Origin of the sequence: Pseudomonas sp. THAF187a (genome assembly GCF_009363395.1) — a bacterium.
Taxonomy (GTDB): domain Bacteria; phylum Pseudomonadota; class Gammaproteobacteria; order Pseudomonadales; family Pseudomonadaceae; genus Aquipseudomonas; species Aquipseudomonas khazarica.
Window position 1 is genome coordinate 2,453,042 of sequence record NZ_CP045349.1, and the last position, 15,347, is coordinate 2,468,388.

Annotated in this window: 13 protein-coding genes; all 13 read right to left on the minus strand. The window is 65.3% G+C overall.

Annotated elements, in window-relative coordinates; genetic code table 11:
* Positions 1 to 83 precede the first annotated feature (83 nt).
* Positions 84 to 1,568, minus strand: coding sequence for an NADH-quinone oxidoreductase subunit NuoN (gene nuoN, locus FIV02_RS11430; RefSeq protein WP_152488658.1), 1,485 nt, complete (start codon positions 1,566 to 1,568; stop codon positions 84 to 86).
* Positions 1,569 to 1,586: 18 nt separating this feature from the next.
* Positions 1,587 to 3,116 carry an NADH-quinone oxidoreductase subunit M gene (gene nuoM / locus FIV02_RS11435; protein WP_037055864.1) on the minus strand — a complete coding sequence of 510 codons (1,530 nt, stop codon included), beginning with the start codon at positions 3,114 to 3,116 and terminating at the stop codon, positions 1,587 to 1,589.
* A 13-nt stretch (positions 3,117 to 3,129) separates the two neighbouring features.
* The gene (gene nuoL / locus FIV02_RS11440) at positions 3,130 to 4,980 is read right to left on the minus strand and encodes an NADH-quinone oxidoreductase subunit L (RefSeq protein ID WP_150609524.1); all 1,851 of its coding nucleotides are present in this window, start codon (positions 4,978 to 4,980) and stop codon (positions 3,130 to 3,132) included.
* Positions 4,977 to 5,285, minus strand: a complete 309-nt coding sequence (gene nuoK / locus FIV02_RS11445; RefSeq protein WP_037055867.1) for an NADH-quinone oxidoreductase subunit NuoK — start codon at positions 5,283 to 5,285, stop codon at positions 4,977 to 4,979. The genes nuoL and nuoK overlap by 4 nt, the downstream gene beginning before the upstream one ends.
* On the minus strand, positions 5,282 to 5,791 hold the full coding sequence (gene nuoJ / locus FIV02_RS11450; RefSeq protein ID WP_037055868.1) for an NADH-quinone oxidoreductase subunit J: 510 nt from the start codon (positions 5,789 to 5,791) through the stop codon (positions 5,282 to 5,284). The genes nuoK and nuoJ overlap by 4 nt, the downstream gene beginning before the upstream one ends.
* 64 nt (positions 5,792 to 5,855) lie before the next feature.
* The gene (gene nuoI, locus FIV02_RS11455; RefSeq protein WP_037055870.1) at positions 5,856 to 6,404 is read right to left on the minus strand and encodes an NADH-quinone oxidoreductase subunit NuoI; all 549 of its coding nucleotides are present in this window, start codon (positions 6,402 to 6,404) and stop codon (positions 5,856 to 5,858) included.
* 11 nt (positions 6,405 to 6,415) lie between these two features.
* The gene (gene nuoH / locus FIV02_RS11460) at positions 6,416 to 7,408 is read right to left on the minus strand and encodes an NADH-quinone oxidoreductase subunit NuoH (RefSeq protein WP_037055871.1); all 993 of its coding nucleotides are present in this window, start codon (positions 7,406 to 7,408) and stop codon (positions 6,416 to 6,418) included.
* Positions 7,405 to 10,113 (minus strand): NADH-quinone oxidoreductase subunit NuoG, encoded by a 2,709-nt coding sequence (gene nuoG / locus FIV02_RS11465; RefSeq protein WP_152488659.1) that lies wholly within the window; start codon positions 10,111 to 10,113, stop codon positions 7,405 to 7,407. The genes nuoH and nuoG overlap by 4 nt, the downstream gene beginning before the upstream one ends.
* 58 nt (positions 10,114 to 10,171) lie before the next feature.
* Positions 10,172 to 11,518, minus strand: coding sequence for an NADH-quinone oxidoreductase subunit NuoF (gene nuoF, locus FIV02_RS11470; RefSeq protein ID WP_152488660.1), 1,347 nt, complete (start codon positions 11,516 to 11,518; stop codon positions 10,172 to 10,174).
* Positions 11,515 to 12,015: an NADH-quinone oxidoreductase subunit NuoE gene (nuoE, locus tag FIV02_RS11475; protein WP_172979214.1), complete on the minus strand. Its 501-nt coding sequence runs from the start codon at positions 12,013 to 12,015 to the stop codon at positions 11,515 to 11,517. Before nuoE ends, nuoF begins: the two co-directional genes overlap by 4 nt.
* Complete coding sequence (gene nuoC, locus FIV02_RS11480; RefSeq protein ID WP_152488662.1) at positions 12,012 to 13,793, minus strand: NADH-quinone oxidoreductase subunit C/D; 1,782 nt, start codon at positions 13,791 to 13,793, stop codon at positions 12,012 to 12,014. Before nuoC ends, nuoE begins: the two co-directional genes overlap by 4 nt.
* A gap of 63 nt (positions 13,794 to 13,856) precedes the next feature.
* Positions 13,857 to 14,534: an NADH-quinone oxidoreductase subunit B family protein gene (locus tag FIV02_RS11485; RefSeq protein ID WP_037055875.1), complete on the minus strand. Its 678-nt coding sequence runs from the start codon at positions 14,532 to 14,534 to the stop codon at positions 13,857 to 13,859.
* A gap of 10 nt (positions 14,535 to 14,544) precedes the next feature.
* The gene (locus tag FIV02_RS11490) at positions 14,545 to 14,958 is read right to left on the minus strand and encodes an NADH-quinone oxidoreductase subunit A (protein WP_037055877.1); all 414 of its coding nucleotides are present in this window, start codon (positions 14,956 to 14,958) and stop codon (positions 14,545 to 14,547) included.
* Positions 14,959 to 15,347: the final 389 nt, after the last annotated feature.

The window sequence follows — 15,347 nt, forward strand, 5'->3', positions numbered from 1 at the left end:
CGTCACGGCTAAGCCCGCAGTGTCGCAGCGACGTTTACCCGCGAGCCTGAGAAGAAAAAGCCCCGCATCTGCGGGGCTTTGGCTTACTGCACCAGGGCGACCAGTCCGGCCTGTTGCACCAGTTCCAGCAACGGCTGCGGATACACGCCGAGGAAGAAGGCGAGCAGGGCGACCACCAGCAGCATGATGCCGCCAGCGCGCTGGCCCCAGTCGAAGGGGGCGTCGTGGCGATGCAGGTTGGGTTCGCGCATGAACAGCGTGACCATCACCCGCAGGTAGTAGAACACGCCGATGGCACTGCCCAGCACCATGGCACCGAGCAGCCACCACAGCTGCGCCTCGACACCGGCGGCGATCACGTAGAACTTGCCGATGAAGCCAGCGGTCAGCGGAATGCCGGCCAGCGACAGCATCATCACCGTGAGCACGGCGGTCAGGTACGGACGGCGCCAGAACAGGCCCCGGTACTCGTACAGCGCATCGGCATCGCGGCCGCTGTAGGGCGTGGACATCAGGGTGATCACGCCGAACGCGCCGAGGCTGGTCAGCACATAGGTGGCCAGGTACACGCCGATGGCTTCCACGGCCAGACCCTGGCTGGCGACCAGCGCCACCAGCAGGTAGCCGAAGTGGGCGATGGAGGAATAACCGAGCAGACGCTTGAGGTTGTTCTGCAGCAGCGCCAGCAGGTTGCCGAACAGGATCGAGGCGATGGCGATCAGCGTCAGCAGCTCGTTCAACCAGCCGCCAGCGGTGGCCGGCGAGATCTGGTACAGGCGCAGCAGCACGGCGAACACCGCCACCTTGCTGGCGGTGGCGAGGAACGCCGCTACCGGCGCCGGCGCGCCTTCGTAGACGTCCGGCGTCCACAGGTGGAAGGGCACCAGCGACAGCTTGAACGCCAGGCCGATGAGCATCATGCCGATGCCGATCTGGACCAGCAGGGTGCTTTCCCGTGCCAGGCTGACGCCGAGGTCGGCGAAGGCCAGGTTGCCGGACTCGGCGTACAGCAGCGCCATGCCGAACAGCAGGAAGGCGCTGCCTGCCGCCGACAGCACCATGTACTTGATCCCGGCTTCCAGCGAGCGCTTGTTGAAGAAGGCGTAGGCGATCATGCCGTAGGTCGGCACCGACAGCAGCTCCAGGCCGATGAACAGCCCGGCCAGGTGTTGCGCGCTGACCAGCACCAGGCCGCCGGCAGCGGACAGCAGCACCAGCAGGTACAGCTCCTCGCGGTTGCCCGGGTAACCCTTGCCCGACTCGCCGCCCAGGTAGGCGTGGATCAGGGTGATGCAGGCCAGGCTGGCGGCCAGCACCAGCGCCATGTAGTAGCAGGCGAAGTTATCGATCAGCAGCAGGGGAGTGACCGCCAGCGGTGTGACTTCCAGGGTCGGAATCAGCGACAGCAGCGCCAGGTTCAGGCCCACCACCGAAAGGATGAAGGTCAGGGTGTGATTGCGCTTGGCGGCGATGGCCAGCATCACCACCACCACGGTGAGGCTGGTCACCAGCAGCGGCAGCAGGGCAATCAGGTGTTGCAGGGTGAATTCGACAGCGTGATGTTCCATGAGTCTCTAATCCTTACCCTACCGGCCCGAGGCGAGTTGATCGAGGGCGCCAGCCAGCCACTGCTGCACGCCATGCATGCTGGCAGCGGAGGTGTCGAGCACCGGTTGCGGGTAGACGCCAAGCAGAATCAGCAACGCCCCGAGGCCAAGTACCATGGACAGCTCGCGGGCTTTCAGACCGGGCAATGCCGCCTCCTGCCGCACCGGGCCGAAGTACGCGCGGTGAATCATCGCCAGGGCATACACCGAGCCGAGCACCAGGCCACAGGCGGCCAGTACCACGACCCAGGGCGCACTCGGGAAACTGCCGATCAGGATGAGGAACTCGCCGACGAAGTTGCCGGTGCCCGGCAGGCCCAGCGCCGCAGCGGCGAAGAACAGGCTGATGGCCGGCAACCAGGGCATGCGCGCCCAGATGCCGCCCATCTGGCTCAGGTCACGGGTATGCAGGCGCTCGTAGAGCTGGCCGCAGAGGATGAACAGCGCCGCGGCGGACAGGCCATGAGCGACCATCTGCACCACCGCGCCCTGCAGCGCGATCTGGCTGCCGGAGTAGATGGCGATGAGCACGAAGCCCATGTGCGAGACGCTGGAGTAGGCCACCAGGCGCTTGATGTCGGTCTGCGCGAAGGACAGCAGGGCGCCGTAGACGATGGCGAACACGCCGAGCCACTGAGCGATCGGCGCGAACTCCGCCGAGGCATTGGGGAACAGCGGCAGGGCGAAGCGCAGCAGGCCGTAGGCGGCGGTTTTCAGCAGGATGCCGGCGAGGTCCACGGAGCCTGCGGTCGGTGCCTGGGCGTGGGCGTCGGGCAGCCAGGAGTGCACCGGTACCACCGGGAACTTCACCGCGAAGGCGACGAAGAAGCCGAGCATCAGCAGGTATTCGGTGCCAGGCGCCAGTTCGGTCTGCAGCAGGTCGGCGTAGTTGAAGCTGAGCACGCCGGTCTGGTTGAAGTGCACGAACACCAGGGCGAGGATCGACACCAGCATGACCAGGCCGCTGGCCTGGGTGAAGATGAAAAACTTGGTGGCGGCGGTGATGCGGGTGCGGCCGTCGCTGCCGCTGTGCCCCCAGAGCGCGATGAGGAAGTACATCGGCACCAGCATCATTTCCCAGAAGAAGAAGAACAGGAACAGGTCGACGGCGAGGAACACGCCGACCACGCCGCCGAGAATCCACATCAGGTTGAGGTGGAAGAAGCCGACGCGGTTCTGGATCTCGTTCCACGAGCAGAGCACCGAGAGCACGCCGAGCAGGCCGGTGAGCGTCACCATCAGCACCGACAGGCCGTCCATCGCCAGGTGGATGGTTATCCCCAGGCGCGGGATCCAGTCGATGACGAATTCATGGGCCCAGCGCGGGCCGCCGTCCGGGGCTGGCGCCAGGGTGAAATCACCGCTGACCCACAGCCACAGGCTCAGGCCGAACAGCAGGCCCATGGTGATCAGGGCGATCCAGCGTGGCAGGACGTGGCCGAAGCGCTCGCCTTGCCAGCACAGCAGGCCGCCGATGAAGGGGATCAGGATTAGCCAGGGCAGAATCATCAGGCTGTTTTCCTTAACTCAAAAATAGGATGGCGGCGAGCACCAGCACGGCGCCCCCGGCGATCGAGGCGGCGTACCAGCGCACCTGACCGGTTTCGCTGCGTACCAGCGCGGCATTGCCGCCGCGCGCGAGCAGCGGGATCAGGCCGATGCTGCGGTCGATCGGGTCGCGGCGTAGCAGGTGGCAGAGCAGCAGGTAGGGACGCACGAACAGCTTGTCGTAGAGCCAGTCGAAGCCCCAGGCGGCGAACCACCAGGCGCTCAGCAGGCGACCCGGCGCGCTCTGCGCCACGGCACTGGCGAAGCGGCGCTGGCCGAGGAAGAGCAGGGCGGCGATGACGATGCCGCTGACCGCGATCAGCCCGGATAGCAACTCCAGGCTGTGCTTGGCCTCGCCACCGGCATGCCCGGCGCTTTCCGGCAGGACGCCGGCCAGCGGCGGGGTGATCCAGGCGCCGATGAAGGTCGACAGCACGATCAGCACCAGCAGCGGCAGGTTGTGGGCGATGCCATGGCCGGCATGGGCCTCGGTCTTCTGCTCGCCGTGGAAGGCGATGAAGATCAGGCGGAAGGTGTAGATCGAAGTCAGGAAAGCGCCGGTCAGCCCCGCGTAGAGCAGGCCGCCGTGGCCACTGGCGAAGGCTTCCCAGAGGATCTCGTCCTTGGAGTAGAAGCCGGCCGTCAGCAGCGGCAGCGCGGCCAGGGCTGCGCCGCCAACGACGAAGCTGGCGTAGGCCAGTGGCAGTTTCTTCCACAGGCCGCCCATCCTGAAGATGTTCTGCTCGTGGTGGCAGGCATGGATCACCGCACCGGACGCCAGGAACAGCAGGGCCTTGAAGAAGGCATGGGTCATCAGGTGGAAGATCGCCGCATCCCAGGCACCGACGCCCAGGGCGAGGAACATGTAGCCGATCTGGCTCATGGTCGAGTAGGCGAGGATGCGCTTGATGTCGGTCTGCACCAGCGCGGCGAAACCGGCCAGCACCAGGGTCACGCCGCCGACGATGCCGACCAGTTCGAGAATCTCCGGGGTCAGCAGGAACAGGCCGTGGGTGCGCGCGATCAGGTAGACGCCGGCGGTGACCATGGTCGCCGCGTGGATCAGCGCCGACACCGGGGTCGGACCGGCCATGGCGTCGGCCAGCCAGGTCTGCAGCGGCAACTGCGCCGACTTGCCCACCGCGCCGCCGAGCAGCATCAGCGTGGCCAGCCACAGCCAGGTGTCGCCCGCGACGTAGCGCTGCGGTGCCAGCACCATCAGCTCCTGGATGTTCAGGGTGCCGAGGTTGAGGAACAGCAGGAACAGGCCGATCATCAGGAACACGTCGCCGATGCGGGTGACGATGAAGGCCTTGAGCGCGGCGTTACCGTTGGGCACGTGCTTGTAGTAGAAGCCGATCAGCAGGTACGAGCACAGACCCACGCCTTCCCAGCCGAAGAACAGCACCAGCAGGTTGTCGCCGAGCACCAGCAGCAACATGCTGAAGATGAACAGGTTGGTGTAGGCGAAGAAGCGCGAGTAGCCTTCCTCGCCACGCATGTACCAGCTGGCGAACAGGTGGATCAGAAAACCCACGCCGGTGACCACGCCGAGCATGGTCACGGACAGGCCGTCCAGGTACAGGGTGAAGCTCGGCGCCAGGCCTTCGACGCTCATCCATTGCCACAGGGTCAGGCTGTAGGCGCCTGAAGCCGGTGGGTTGCCGAGGAAGGCGGCGATCACCCAGGCGGCGCTGGCAGCCGCCAGGCCGATGGAGCCGACGCCGATCACTGCGCTGGTGTTTTCCGACAGGCGTCCGCGCGAGAAGGCCAGCAGCAGCCAGCCGAGCAGCGGAAAGAATAGAGTCAGGGCTAGAAGGTTCATCCGCGCATCTCGCTGGCAGCGTCGATATCCAGGGTGTTGAAGCGGCGATACAGCTGCAGCAGGATCGCAAGGCCGATGCTGGCCTCGGCGGCTGCCAGGGTGATCACCAGAATGAACATCACCTGGCCGTCAGCCGCACCCCAGCGGGCGCCGGCGACGATGAAGGCGAGCGCTGCGGCGTTCATCATCACTTCCAGGCTCATCAGGATGAACAGGATGTTGCGCCGCACCATCAGCCCGACCAGGCCGATGCAGAACAGCACGCCGGCCAGGGCCAGGCCGTGCTCCAGGGGTATACCGGTCATGCTGTGGGCTCCTTGGCGTCATGGCGGCCCAGGTGGTAGGCGGCGACCAGGGCGGCGAGCAGCAGCATCGAGGCCAGCTCCACCACCAGCAGGTAGGGGCCGAACAGGCTGATGCCGACGGCCTTGGCTTCGACCGTGGTATGGCCGATCTGGGCATCGCTGACATGGCTGAGCAGCACGTAGAGCAACTGCCCGAGCAGCAGGGCGCTGAGAATGGCCGGACCGACCCAGATGCCGGGCGTCAGCCACCTGCGCTCCTGATCGGCAGCGGCCGGGCCGAGGTTGAGCATCATCACCACGAAGACGAACAGCACCATGATGGCGCCGGCGTAGACGATGATTTCCAGCGCGCCGGCGAAGGGCGCGCCAAGGGCGAAGAACACCATCGACACCGCCAGCAGCGAGACGATCAGGTAGAGCAGGGCATGCACCGGATTGGTGTTGGTGATCACCCCCACCGTCGATGCCACCGCCACGCCGGCGGCGAAGTAGAACGCGAATTCCATTACAGGCTCCTCACGGTAGCCCGCGCACGGTGGCGGGCGAGGGGCAGGGAGAGTGTTATCAGCATCATGGCAGCAGTCCCTTGACGTTGATCGGCTCGGCCTCGTCCTGCGCGGCGCCCTTGGGCTTGCCGGCGATGGCCATGCCGGCGACGCGGTAGAAGTTGTAGTCCGGGTTCTTGCCGGGGCCGCTGATCAGCAGGTCTTCCTTCTCGTACACCAGATCCTGGCGCTTGAACTCGCCCATCTCGAAGTCGGGGGTGAGCTGGATCGCCGTGGTCGGGCAGGCTTCCTCGCACAGGCCACAGAAGATGCAGCGCGAGAAGTTGATGCGGAAGAACTCCGGGTACCAGCGACCGTCATCGGTCTCGGCCTTCTGCAGCGAGATGCAGCCTACCGGGCAGGCCACGGCGCACAGGTTGCACGCCACGCAGCGCTCTTCGCCGTCGGGGTCGCGGGTGAGGACGATACGGCCACGGTAGCGCGGCGGCAGGTAGACCGGCTCTTCCGGGTATTGCAGGGTGTCACGCTTGCGAAAACCATGGCTGAAGACCATGGCCAGGCTGCGTAGCTGGGTGGCGGTGCCGACCAGCACGTCCCAGATGTATTTGAACATTGCGTTTCTCCTTACTGGGCCGCGGCCAGCACGAATGCGCCGGTCACCAGCAGGTTGATCAGGGTCAGCGGCAGGCAGAACTTCCAGCTGAAGGCCATGACCTGGTCATAGCGCGGGCGTGGGATCGACGCGCGCAGCAGGATGAAGATCATGATGAAGAAGGCCGTCTTCAGCGCGAACCAGAAGAACGGGATCTGCGGCAGGATGCCGAACGGGCCGTGCCAGCCACCGAAGAAGAGCGTCACCAGCAGGGCCGAGACGGTGACGATGGCGACGTACTCGCCAACGAAGAACATGCCCCACTTCATCCCGGCGTATTCGATGTGGTAACCGTCGGCCAGCTCCTGTTCGGCTTCCGGCTGGTCGAACGGGTGACGGTGGGTCACGGCGACGGCAGCGATGAAGAAGGTACAGAAGCCGAAGAACTGCGGAATGATGAACCACAGGTTCTGCGCCTGGTAATCGACGATGTCGCGCATGTTGAACGAGCCGACCTGCGCCACCACACCCATCAGTGCCAGGGCCAGGAACACCTCGTAGGAGATGGTCTGGGCCGACGCGCGCAGGCTGCCGAGCAGGGCGAACTTGTTGTTGCTCGACCAGCCGGCGAACAGCACCGCGTAGACCGAAAGGCCGGCCATGGCGAAGAAGAACAGGATGCCGATGTTCAGGTCCGCCACCCCCCAGGTCGGGGTGATGGGGATGATGGCGAAGGCCATCAGCATCGCCGAGAAGGCGATCATCGGTGCCAGGATGAAGATGAACCTGTCGGCGAACGGCGGCGTCCAGTCCTCCTTGAAGAACATCTTGATCATGTCGGCGGCGATCTGGAACATGCCGAACGGCCCGACGCGGTTGGGGCCGTAGCGGTCCTGCCACCAGCCGAGCAGGCGCCGCTCGATGAAGCTCAGCAGCGCACCGCAGACCACCACCACCAGCAGGATGACGATGGCCTTGAGTACGGCGATGACGATCTCGATCAGTTCGGGCGTCAACCAGCTCATTGTGCGGCCTCCTGCAGCAGGGTCACGCTGGCACCGGCGAGCGTCGCCGGAATGCCCGGCAAGCCGACCGGCAGGCCGACCAGGCCGACGCCCAGGTCGTCACGCACCTGCAGCGGCAGGCGCAGGGCCTGGCCGTTGACGCGCAGAGCCAGCAGCGCACCGTCGTTCACCCCCAGGCGAGCCGCCTCGTCGCGGGCCAGGGCCACATAGGGCTCGGGCATGCGTTCCTGGATGGGCTTGGCACGCGCGGAGTTTTCCTCGCTGCCGAACAGGTGGTGCAGTGGCGCTACCTGCCAGGTACCGGGCGCCGGGTTGAACGCTGCGTTCACCGCGAACCAGGGCAACGCGTTGCCAGCGGCCTCGAGCAGACGCACGCCGGGGTCGCCGGCGCGCAGGTGACCACCGACCTCGTCCTGGAACTTGTTCCAGGCCTGCGGCGAGTTCCAGCCCGGCGACCAGGCGAACGGAATCTGCTGCCGGTCTTCCTTGCTGCCGGCGTAGCCTTCCATGGAGAAGGCGAAGGCCGAATCCTGATCCTGCGGCTGACGCGGCTCGTGCACGCTGATGTTGGCGCGCATGGCGGTGCGACCGCTGTAGCGATGCGGTTCGCGCGCCAGCTTGAGGCCCTTGATGCGGAACGCGGCGCTCGGCGCGGCGTCCCTGATGCCGGCCAGCAGCGGGTTGCTGGCGGCGCAGGCGTCGGTGACCTGGTCCAGCTGCGTCCAGTCCACGGCCTTGCCCTGCAGGGTGCTGTGCAGTGCGTGCAGCCAGCGCCAGCCCTCGCGGATCAGGATGTTGCTGTCGTAGTAGCTCGGCTCATAGACCTGGAAGAAACGCTGGGCGCGGCCCTCGAGGCTGACCAGGGTGCCGTCGCCCTCGGCGAAGCTGGCCACCGGCAGCAGCAGGTGGGCGCGTTCGCTGGTCGCGGTGCGCTGGTGGTCGGCGACGATCACGCTCTGCGCGGCAGCCAGCGCGGCATCGACCTTGGCGGCATCGGCGCGGCGGTACAGGTCGTTCTCCAGCACGATCACGGCATCGGCCTGGCCGCTGCTCAGGGCCTGCAGCGCGGCGTCGACGGATTCGCCGCCGAGCAGGGCCAGGCCCAGGCTGTTGGCCTCGGGCACCACCAGGCTCAGCGAGCCGTTCTTCTCACGGTTCTTCAGGGCGCTGGCGATGTTGGCGGCCGCTTCGATCAGGGCCTTGTCGCCCAGCGAGGCACCGGACACGATCAGCGGGCGACTGGCGTTGGTCAGCGCAGCGGCGATGCGCTGTACCAGCTCGCGCGCCTCCGCTTCCAGGCCGTCCACGGCCGGGGCGCTGGGGTCGATGGCGTGGGCCACGGCGAAACCGATACGGGCCAGATCGGCCGGCGCGGCATGCACGCTCTCGGCGGCGACGTCATCCAGGCGGGTCTCGCCGACGCTGGCGATGAACAGGGGATGCCGGGCGTGCTGGGCGACGTTCTGCACGGCTGCCATGTGCCAGTCCTGGATGCGTGCGCCAGCGGCGATCTCGGTGGCCTTGCCCTTGACGGCCTGGCGCAGGGCCAGGGCCAGGCGCGCGGCGGTCTGGGTCAGGTCTTCGCCGAGGACGAAGATGGCGTCGTGAAGCTCGACATCGCGCAGCGTCGGCGTCGGCAGCGGGCCGTTGCGCAGGATGTCGCGGATCAGGCGAATGTTGTCCAGCTCGGCGGCCGCGATGCCACTGTAGTAGTGCTCGGCGCCGACCAGTTCGCGCAGGGCGAAGTTGGCTTCGAGGCTGGCGCGCGGCGAGCCGATGCCGATCACGCGCTTGCCCTTGAGCAGCTCGGCGGCCTTGTCCAGCGCGGCATCGATGCCCAGCGCCTGCCCCCCCAGCAATGGCTGGCGCGGGCGATCCTCGCGGTTGACGTAGCCGTAGCCGAAACGGCCACGGTCGCAGAGGAAGTACTGGTTGACCGAGCCGTTGAAGCGGTTCTCGATCCGGCGCAGTTCGCCGTAGCGCTCACCGGGACTGATGTTGCAGCCGCTGGAGCAGCCATGGCAGATGCTCGGGGCGAACTGCATGTCCCACTTGCGGTTGTAGCGCTCGGAATGGGTCTTGTCGGTGAACACGCCGGTCGGGCAGACCTCGACCAGGTTGCCGGAGAACTCGCTTTCCAGCGTGCCGTCCTCGACGCGACCGAAGTACACGTTGTCGTGCGCGCCATACACGCCCAGGTCGGTGCCGCCGGCGTAGTCCTTGTAGTAGCGCACGCAGCGGTAGCAGGCGATGCAGCGGTTCATCTCATGGGCGATGAACGGGCCAAGCTCCTGGTTCTGGTGGGTGCGCTTGGTGAAGCGATAGCGACGGGCGTTGTGCCCGGTCATCACCGTCATGTCCTGCAGGTGGCAGTGACCGCCTTCCTCGCACACCGGACAGTCGTGCGGGTGGTTGGTCATCAGCCATTCGACGACGCTGGCGCGGAACGCCTTGGATTCCTCGTCGTCGATGCTGATCCAGGTGTTGTCGGTGGCAGGCGTCATGCAGGACATGACGATACGACCACGGGTGTCGTTCTCGTCGTTGTACTGCTTGACCGCACACTGCCGGCAGGCCCCGACGCTGCCAAGCGCGGGGTGCCAGCAGAAGTAGGGGATATCGAGGCCGAGGGACAGGCAGGCCTGCAGCAGGTTGTCCGCTCCATCGACTTCGAAATCTTTGCCGTCTACGTGGATAGTGGCCATTTCTTTGAGTCTTCGTTTACCCGCTTGCTAAAGCGGCTGGCTAAGGGAATTCGTCTGTTCAGCTCGCGGTCGCCGGCGTGCGGGGCGTGCTCGCCACCTGGGCCACACCGGCCTCGAACTCTTCACGGAAATACTTGATGGCGCTGCCCAGCGGCTCCACCGCACCGGGTGCGTGGGCGCAGAAGGTCTTGCCCGGGCCGAGGAAGTTGACCAGCCCGAGCAGGGTCTGGATGTCTTCGGCGGTACCCTGCTTGCGCTCCAGGGCGCGGAGAATCTTCACGCTCCACGGCAGACCATCGCGGCACGGCGTGCACCAGCCACAGGACTCGCGGGCGAAGAACTCTTCCATGTTGCGCAGCAGGGAGACCATGCTGATCGAGTCGTCCACCGCCAGCGCCAGGCCGGTGCCCATGCGCGTACCGACCTTGGCGATGCCGCCAGCGTACATCTGCGCCTCGAGGTGCTCGGGCAGCAGGAAACCGGTACCGGCGCCGCCCGGCTGCCAGCACTTGAGCCGGTAGCCGTCGCGCATGCCGCCGGCATGCTCCTCGAACAGTTCGCGCGCGCTGACGCCGAACGGCAGCTCCCACAGGCCGGGGTTCTTCACCTTGCCGGAGAAGCCCATCAGCTTGGTGCCATGGTCTTCGCTGCCCGGACGGGCGAGGCTCTTGTACCAGTCGACACCGCCAGAAACGATGGCGGGCACGTTGCACAGGGTCTCGACGTTGTTGACGCAGGTCGGCTTGCCCCACACGCCGACGGCAGCGGGGAAGGGCGGCTTGGCGCGCGGGTTGGCGCGGCGGCCTTCGAGCGAGTTGATCAGCGCGGTTTCTTCGCCACAGATGTAGCGCCCGGCGCCGGTGTGCACGAACAGCTCGAAGTCGAAACCTGAGCCGAAGATGTTCTTGCCCAGCAGGCCGGCGGCCTTGGCTTCCTCGATGGCGCGGTTGAGGTTGGCGGCGGCGTCGACGTATTCGCCGCGCAGGAAGATGTAGCCACGGTAGGCCTTGAGCGCGCGAGCCGAGATCAGCATGCCTTCCACCAGCAGGTGCGGCAGCTGCTCCATGAGCATGCGGTCCTTCCAGGTGTTGGGCTCCATCTCGTCCGCGTTGCACAGCAGGTAGCGGATGTTCAGGGATTCGTCGGCCGGCATCAGGCCCCACTTCACGCCCGTGGGGAAGCCTGCGCCGCCGCGGCCCTTGAGGCCGGATTCCTTGACGGTCTGCACGATGTCGGCCTGGGCCATCTCGGTCAGCGCCTTGCGTGCGGCGGCATAGCCGTTCTTCGCCTGGTACTCGGCCAGCCATACTGGCTGGGCGTCGTCGCGCAGGCGCCAGGTCAGCGGGTGGGTCTCTTCGCTGCGGGCGATGCGGTTGGCCGGGCCGATGGAGGTGAGGGTCTTCATTTGTAGTCCTCCAGCAGCTTGGCTACGCCGTCCGCTCGAACGTCGCCGAAGGTGTCGTCGTCGATCATCACGGCCGGGGCCTTGTCGCAATTGCCCAGGCAGCACACCGGCAGCAGAGTGAAACGCTCGTCGGCGGTGGTCTGACCGAGGCCGATGCCGAGCTGTTGCTGCAGCTCGGCGAGCACCGACTCATGGCCACCGATGTAGCAGGTCATGCTGTCGCATACGCGGATGACATGGCGGCCGACCGGTTGACGGAAGATCTGGCTGTAGAAGGTGGCGACGCCCTCGACGTCGCTGGCGGGGATGCCGAGGATCGCGCCAATGGCATCGGCGGCGCCGTCCGGCACCCAGCCGCGCTCCTTCTGCACGATCTTCAGCGCCTCGATGCTGGCGGCGCGCGGGTCTTCGTAGTGATGCATCTCGTGCTCGATGGCCGAGCGTTCGGTTTCGCTGAGGACGAAACGGTCTGTCTGGATTAGCGTGCTCATGATCAGCGGTCCACGTCGGCCATGACGAAGTCGATACTGCCCAGATAGGCAATCAGGTCCGCCACCATGCTGCCGCGAATCACTGCGGGGATCTGCTGCAGGTGGGCGAAGCTGGGGGTGCGAATCCGGGTGCGGTAGCTCATGGTGCTGCCGTCGCTCGTCAGGTAATAGCTGTTGATGCCCTTGGTCGCCTCGATCATCTGGAAGGCTTCGTTGGCCGGCATGACCGGCCCCCAGGAAACCTGCAGGAAGTGCGTGATCAGGGTCTCGATGTGCTGCAGCGTGCGCTCTTTCGGTGGCGGCGTGGTCAGCGGATGGTCCGCCTTGTACGGGCCTTCCGGCATGTTCTTCAGGCACTGGTCGATGATGCGGATGCTCTGACGCATCTCTTCCACGCGGACCATGCAGCGGTCGTAAGCGTCGCCGTTGGCGGCCAGCGGCACCTCGAACTCGAAGTTCTCGTAGCCGGAGTAGGGGCGCGCCTTGCGCAGGTCGAAGTCGCAGCCGGTGGCGCGCAGACCGGCACCGGTGGTGCCCCATTCCAGCGCTTCCCTGGTGTTGTACTGCGCCACGCCGATGGTGCGCGCCTTGAGGATGCTGTTCTTCAGTGCCGCCTTCTCGTACTCGTCGAGGCGCTTGGGCAGCCAGTCGACGAACTCCTTGACCAGCTTGTCCCAGCCACGAGGCAGGTCGTGGGCGACGCCGCCGATGCGGTACCAGGCCGGATGCAGGCGGAAGCCGGTGATGGCCTCGATCACCTTGTAGGCGCGCTGGCGGTCGGTGAAGGTGAAGAACACCGGGGTCATGGCGCCGACGTCCTGAATGTAGGTCCCCAGGAACAGCAGGTGGCTGGTGATGCGGAAGAATTCGGCGAGCATCACGCGGATGGTGTCGACCTTCTGCGGCACCTTGATGCCGGCCAGCTTCTCCACGGCCAGCACGTAGGGCAGGTTGTTCATCACCCCGCCGAGGTAGTCGATGCGGTCGGTATAGGGGATGAAGCTGTGCCAGCTCTGGCGCTCGGCCATCTTCTCGGCGCCACGGTGGTGGTAGCCGATCTCCGGCACGCAGTCGACGATCTCTTCACCGTCGAGCTGCAGGATGATGCGGAAGGCACCGTGCGCGGAAGGGTGGTTGGGGCCGAGGTTGAGGAACATGTAGTCCTCGTGCTCGCCGCCGCGTTTCATGCCCCAGTCCTCCGGGCGGAAGCGCGCGGCTTCTTCCTCGAGCTGCTGCTTGGCCAGGGTCAGGCTGAAGGGGTCGAACTCGGTGGCGCGCGCCGGGTAGTCCTTGCGCAGCGGGTGGCCTTCCCAGGTCGGCGGCATCATGATGCGGCTCAGGTGCGGGTGGCCGGTGAAGGTGATGCCGTACAGGTCCCAGACCTCACGCTCGTACCAGTTGGCGTTGGGCCAGATGCCGGTGGCGCTCGGCAGGTTGAGGTCGCCCTCGCGCAGCGCCACCTTGATCATCACGTCACTGTTACGCTCCAGCGACATCAGGTGGTAGAACACGGTGAAGTCGGCATCCGGCAGGCCGCGACGCTGGGTGCGCAGGCGCTCGTCGACGCCGTGCAGGTCATAGAGCATCACGTAAGGGCGTGGCAGCTTGCGCAGGCAGGTGAGCATCTCGATCAGGTGCTCGCGGGCGACCCAGAGAACCGGCATGCCGGTGCGGGTGCTTTGCAGGGTGAAACTGTCGTCGCCGAATTGGGCGCGCAGTTCGGCGACGACGTCCTGGTCGTCAGCCTTGTATGGCGGTATGGACACAACGGTGTCTGCAGTCATGGTCTCGGTCGCTATCGAACAACGTAGAAAGTGGGCGTGAGGCTTGCGCAGGCAAGCATCGGCTCAGACTTCGTCAGGGCTACGCAGGTTGGTAACGGCGATTCGCTGCTCGCGGCGCTGTTCCTTTTGCGAAGGCATTTCGGCACGGTAGATGCCTTGGTCGCCTACGACCCAGGATAGCGGGCGGCGCTCCTGGCCGATGGATTCCTGCAGCAGCATCAAGCCTTGCAGGAACGCCTCCGGACGGGGCGGGCAGCCGGGAATGTAGACGTCCACGGGGAGGAACTTGTCCACGCCCTGAACGACCGAGTAGATGTCGTACATGCCGCCGGAGTTGGCGCATGAACCCATGGAGATGACCCACTTGGGCTCCAGCATCTGCTCGTAGAGACGCTGGATGACCGGCGCCATCTTGATGAAGCAGGTGCCGGCGATGACCATGAAGTCGGCCTGACGCGGTGACGCACGAATGACTTCGGCGCCGAAGCGTGCGACGTCGTGCGGCGCGGTGAAGGCGGTGGTCATTTCCACATAGCAGCAAGAGAGGCCGAAGTTGTACGGCCACAGGGAATTCTTGCGCCCCCAGTTGACCGCGCCGTTCAGCACGTCCGAGAGCTTGCCCATGTAGATGTTCTTGTGAACCTGGTCCTCTAGCAGCGGGTCGGAGACGACCTCCCGCTGGCCGATCGGATACGCCTCATTGGGCGCATCCGGGTCGACCCGAGTAAGTTTGTATTGCATCGCCAAAGCCTCATTGTTTTAGCTTCGCCTGCCGTTCACGACGTCCCTGCGGTGCCCAATCGAGCGCGCCGATACGCCAAAGATAGACAAGACCTGCCAACAGAATTGCTATGAAAACTGTAGCTTCGATCAGGCCCGCCCAGCCGCTTTCGCGCACCGAGACAGCCCAAGCGAAGAGATAGAGGGCTTCAACGTCGAAGATCACGAAGAGCATCGCGACCAGATAGAACTTGGCTGACAGGCGCAGACGCGCGCTGCCGGTGGGAAGCATGCCGGACTCGAACGGCTCGTTCTTGCTGCGGCCCCACGCCTTGCTGCCAAGCAGGCTGGAGACGCCGAGCATGAAGGCGATGAGCCCGCAGACACCCAGCAAGAAAACAGCGAAAGCCCAGTTCTGGGACATGGTCGTTACCGCATCAGGCATGCCGGTACTCCTTGAAATTAAGGAACGGCTTTTAATTTAGTAGTCGCCTAACGCCATCGAGGGCGCTGACGCAAAGTGTGTATACAATACTATGTGCACGCCAACTGTAAGTAAATTTTTCAGAGAAAAATTATTCTCGCAGTTTGATCATTTCTGTCGAGCTTGTGATTGACAGGCGCCCGCAGTGCCGTTCTTGAGCCTTTCGCTCGTCCCGTCGTCCCCGCAACTATAGCTGGCAACCCCTCGCTGGCAACTTTGCGCAGCAAATTCAGCTGACTAATCTGCCTTGTTTCCGTCCCGGATGAGCCGCCGCGAAATGAGCAATTCATTGCCACTTTGGTGTTGGGGCGAAAGCAGCAGGTGCAGGCCCGTGTCATGGGCAAAGGTAT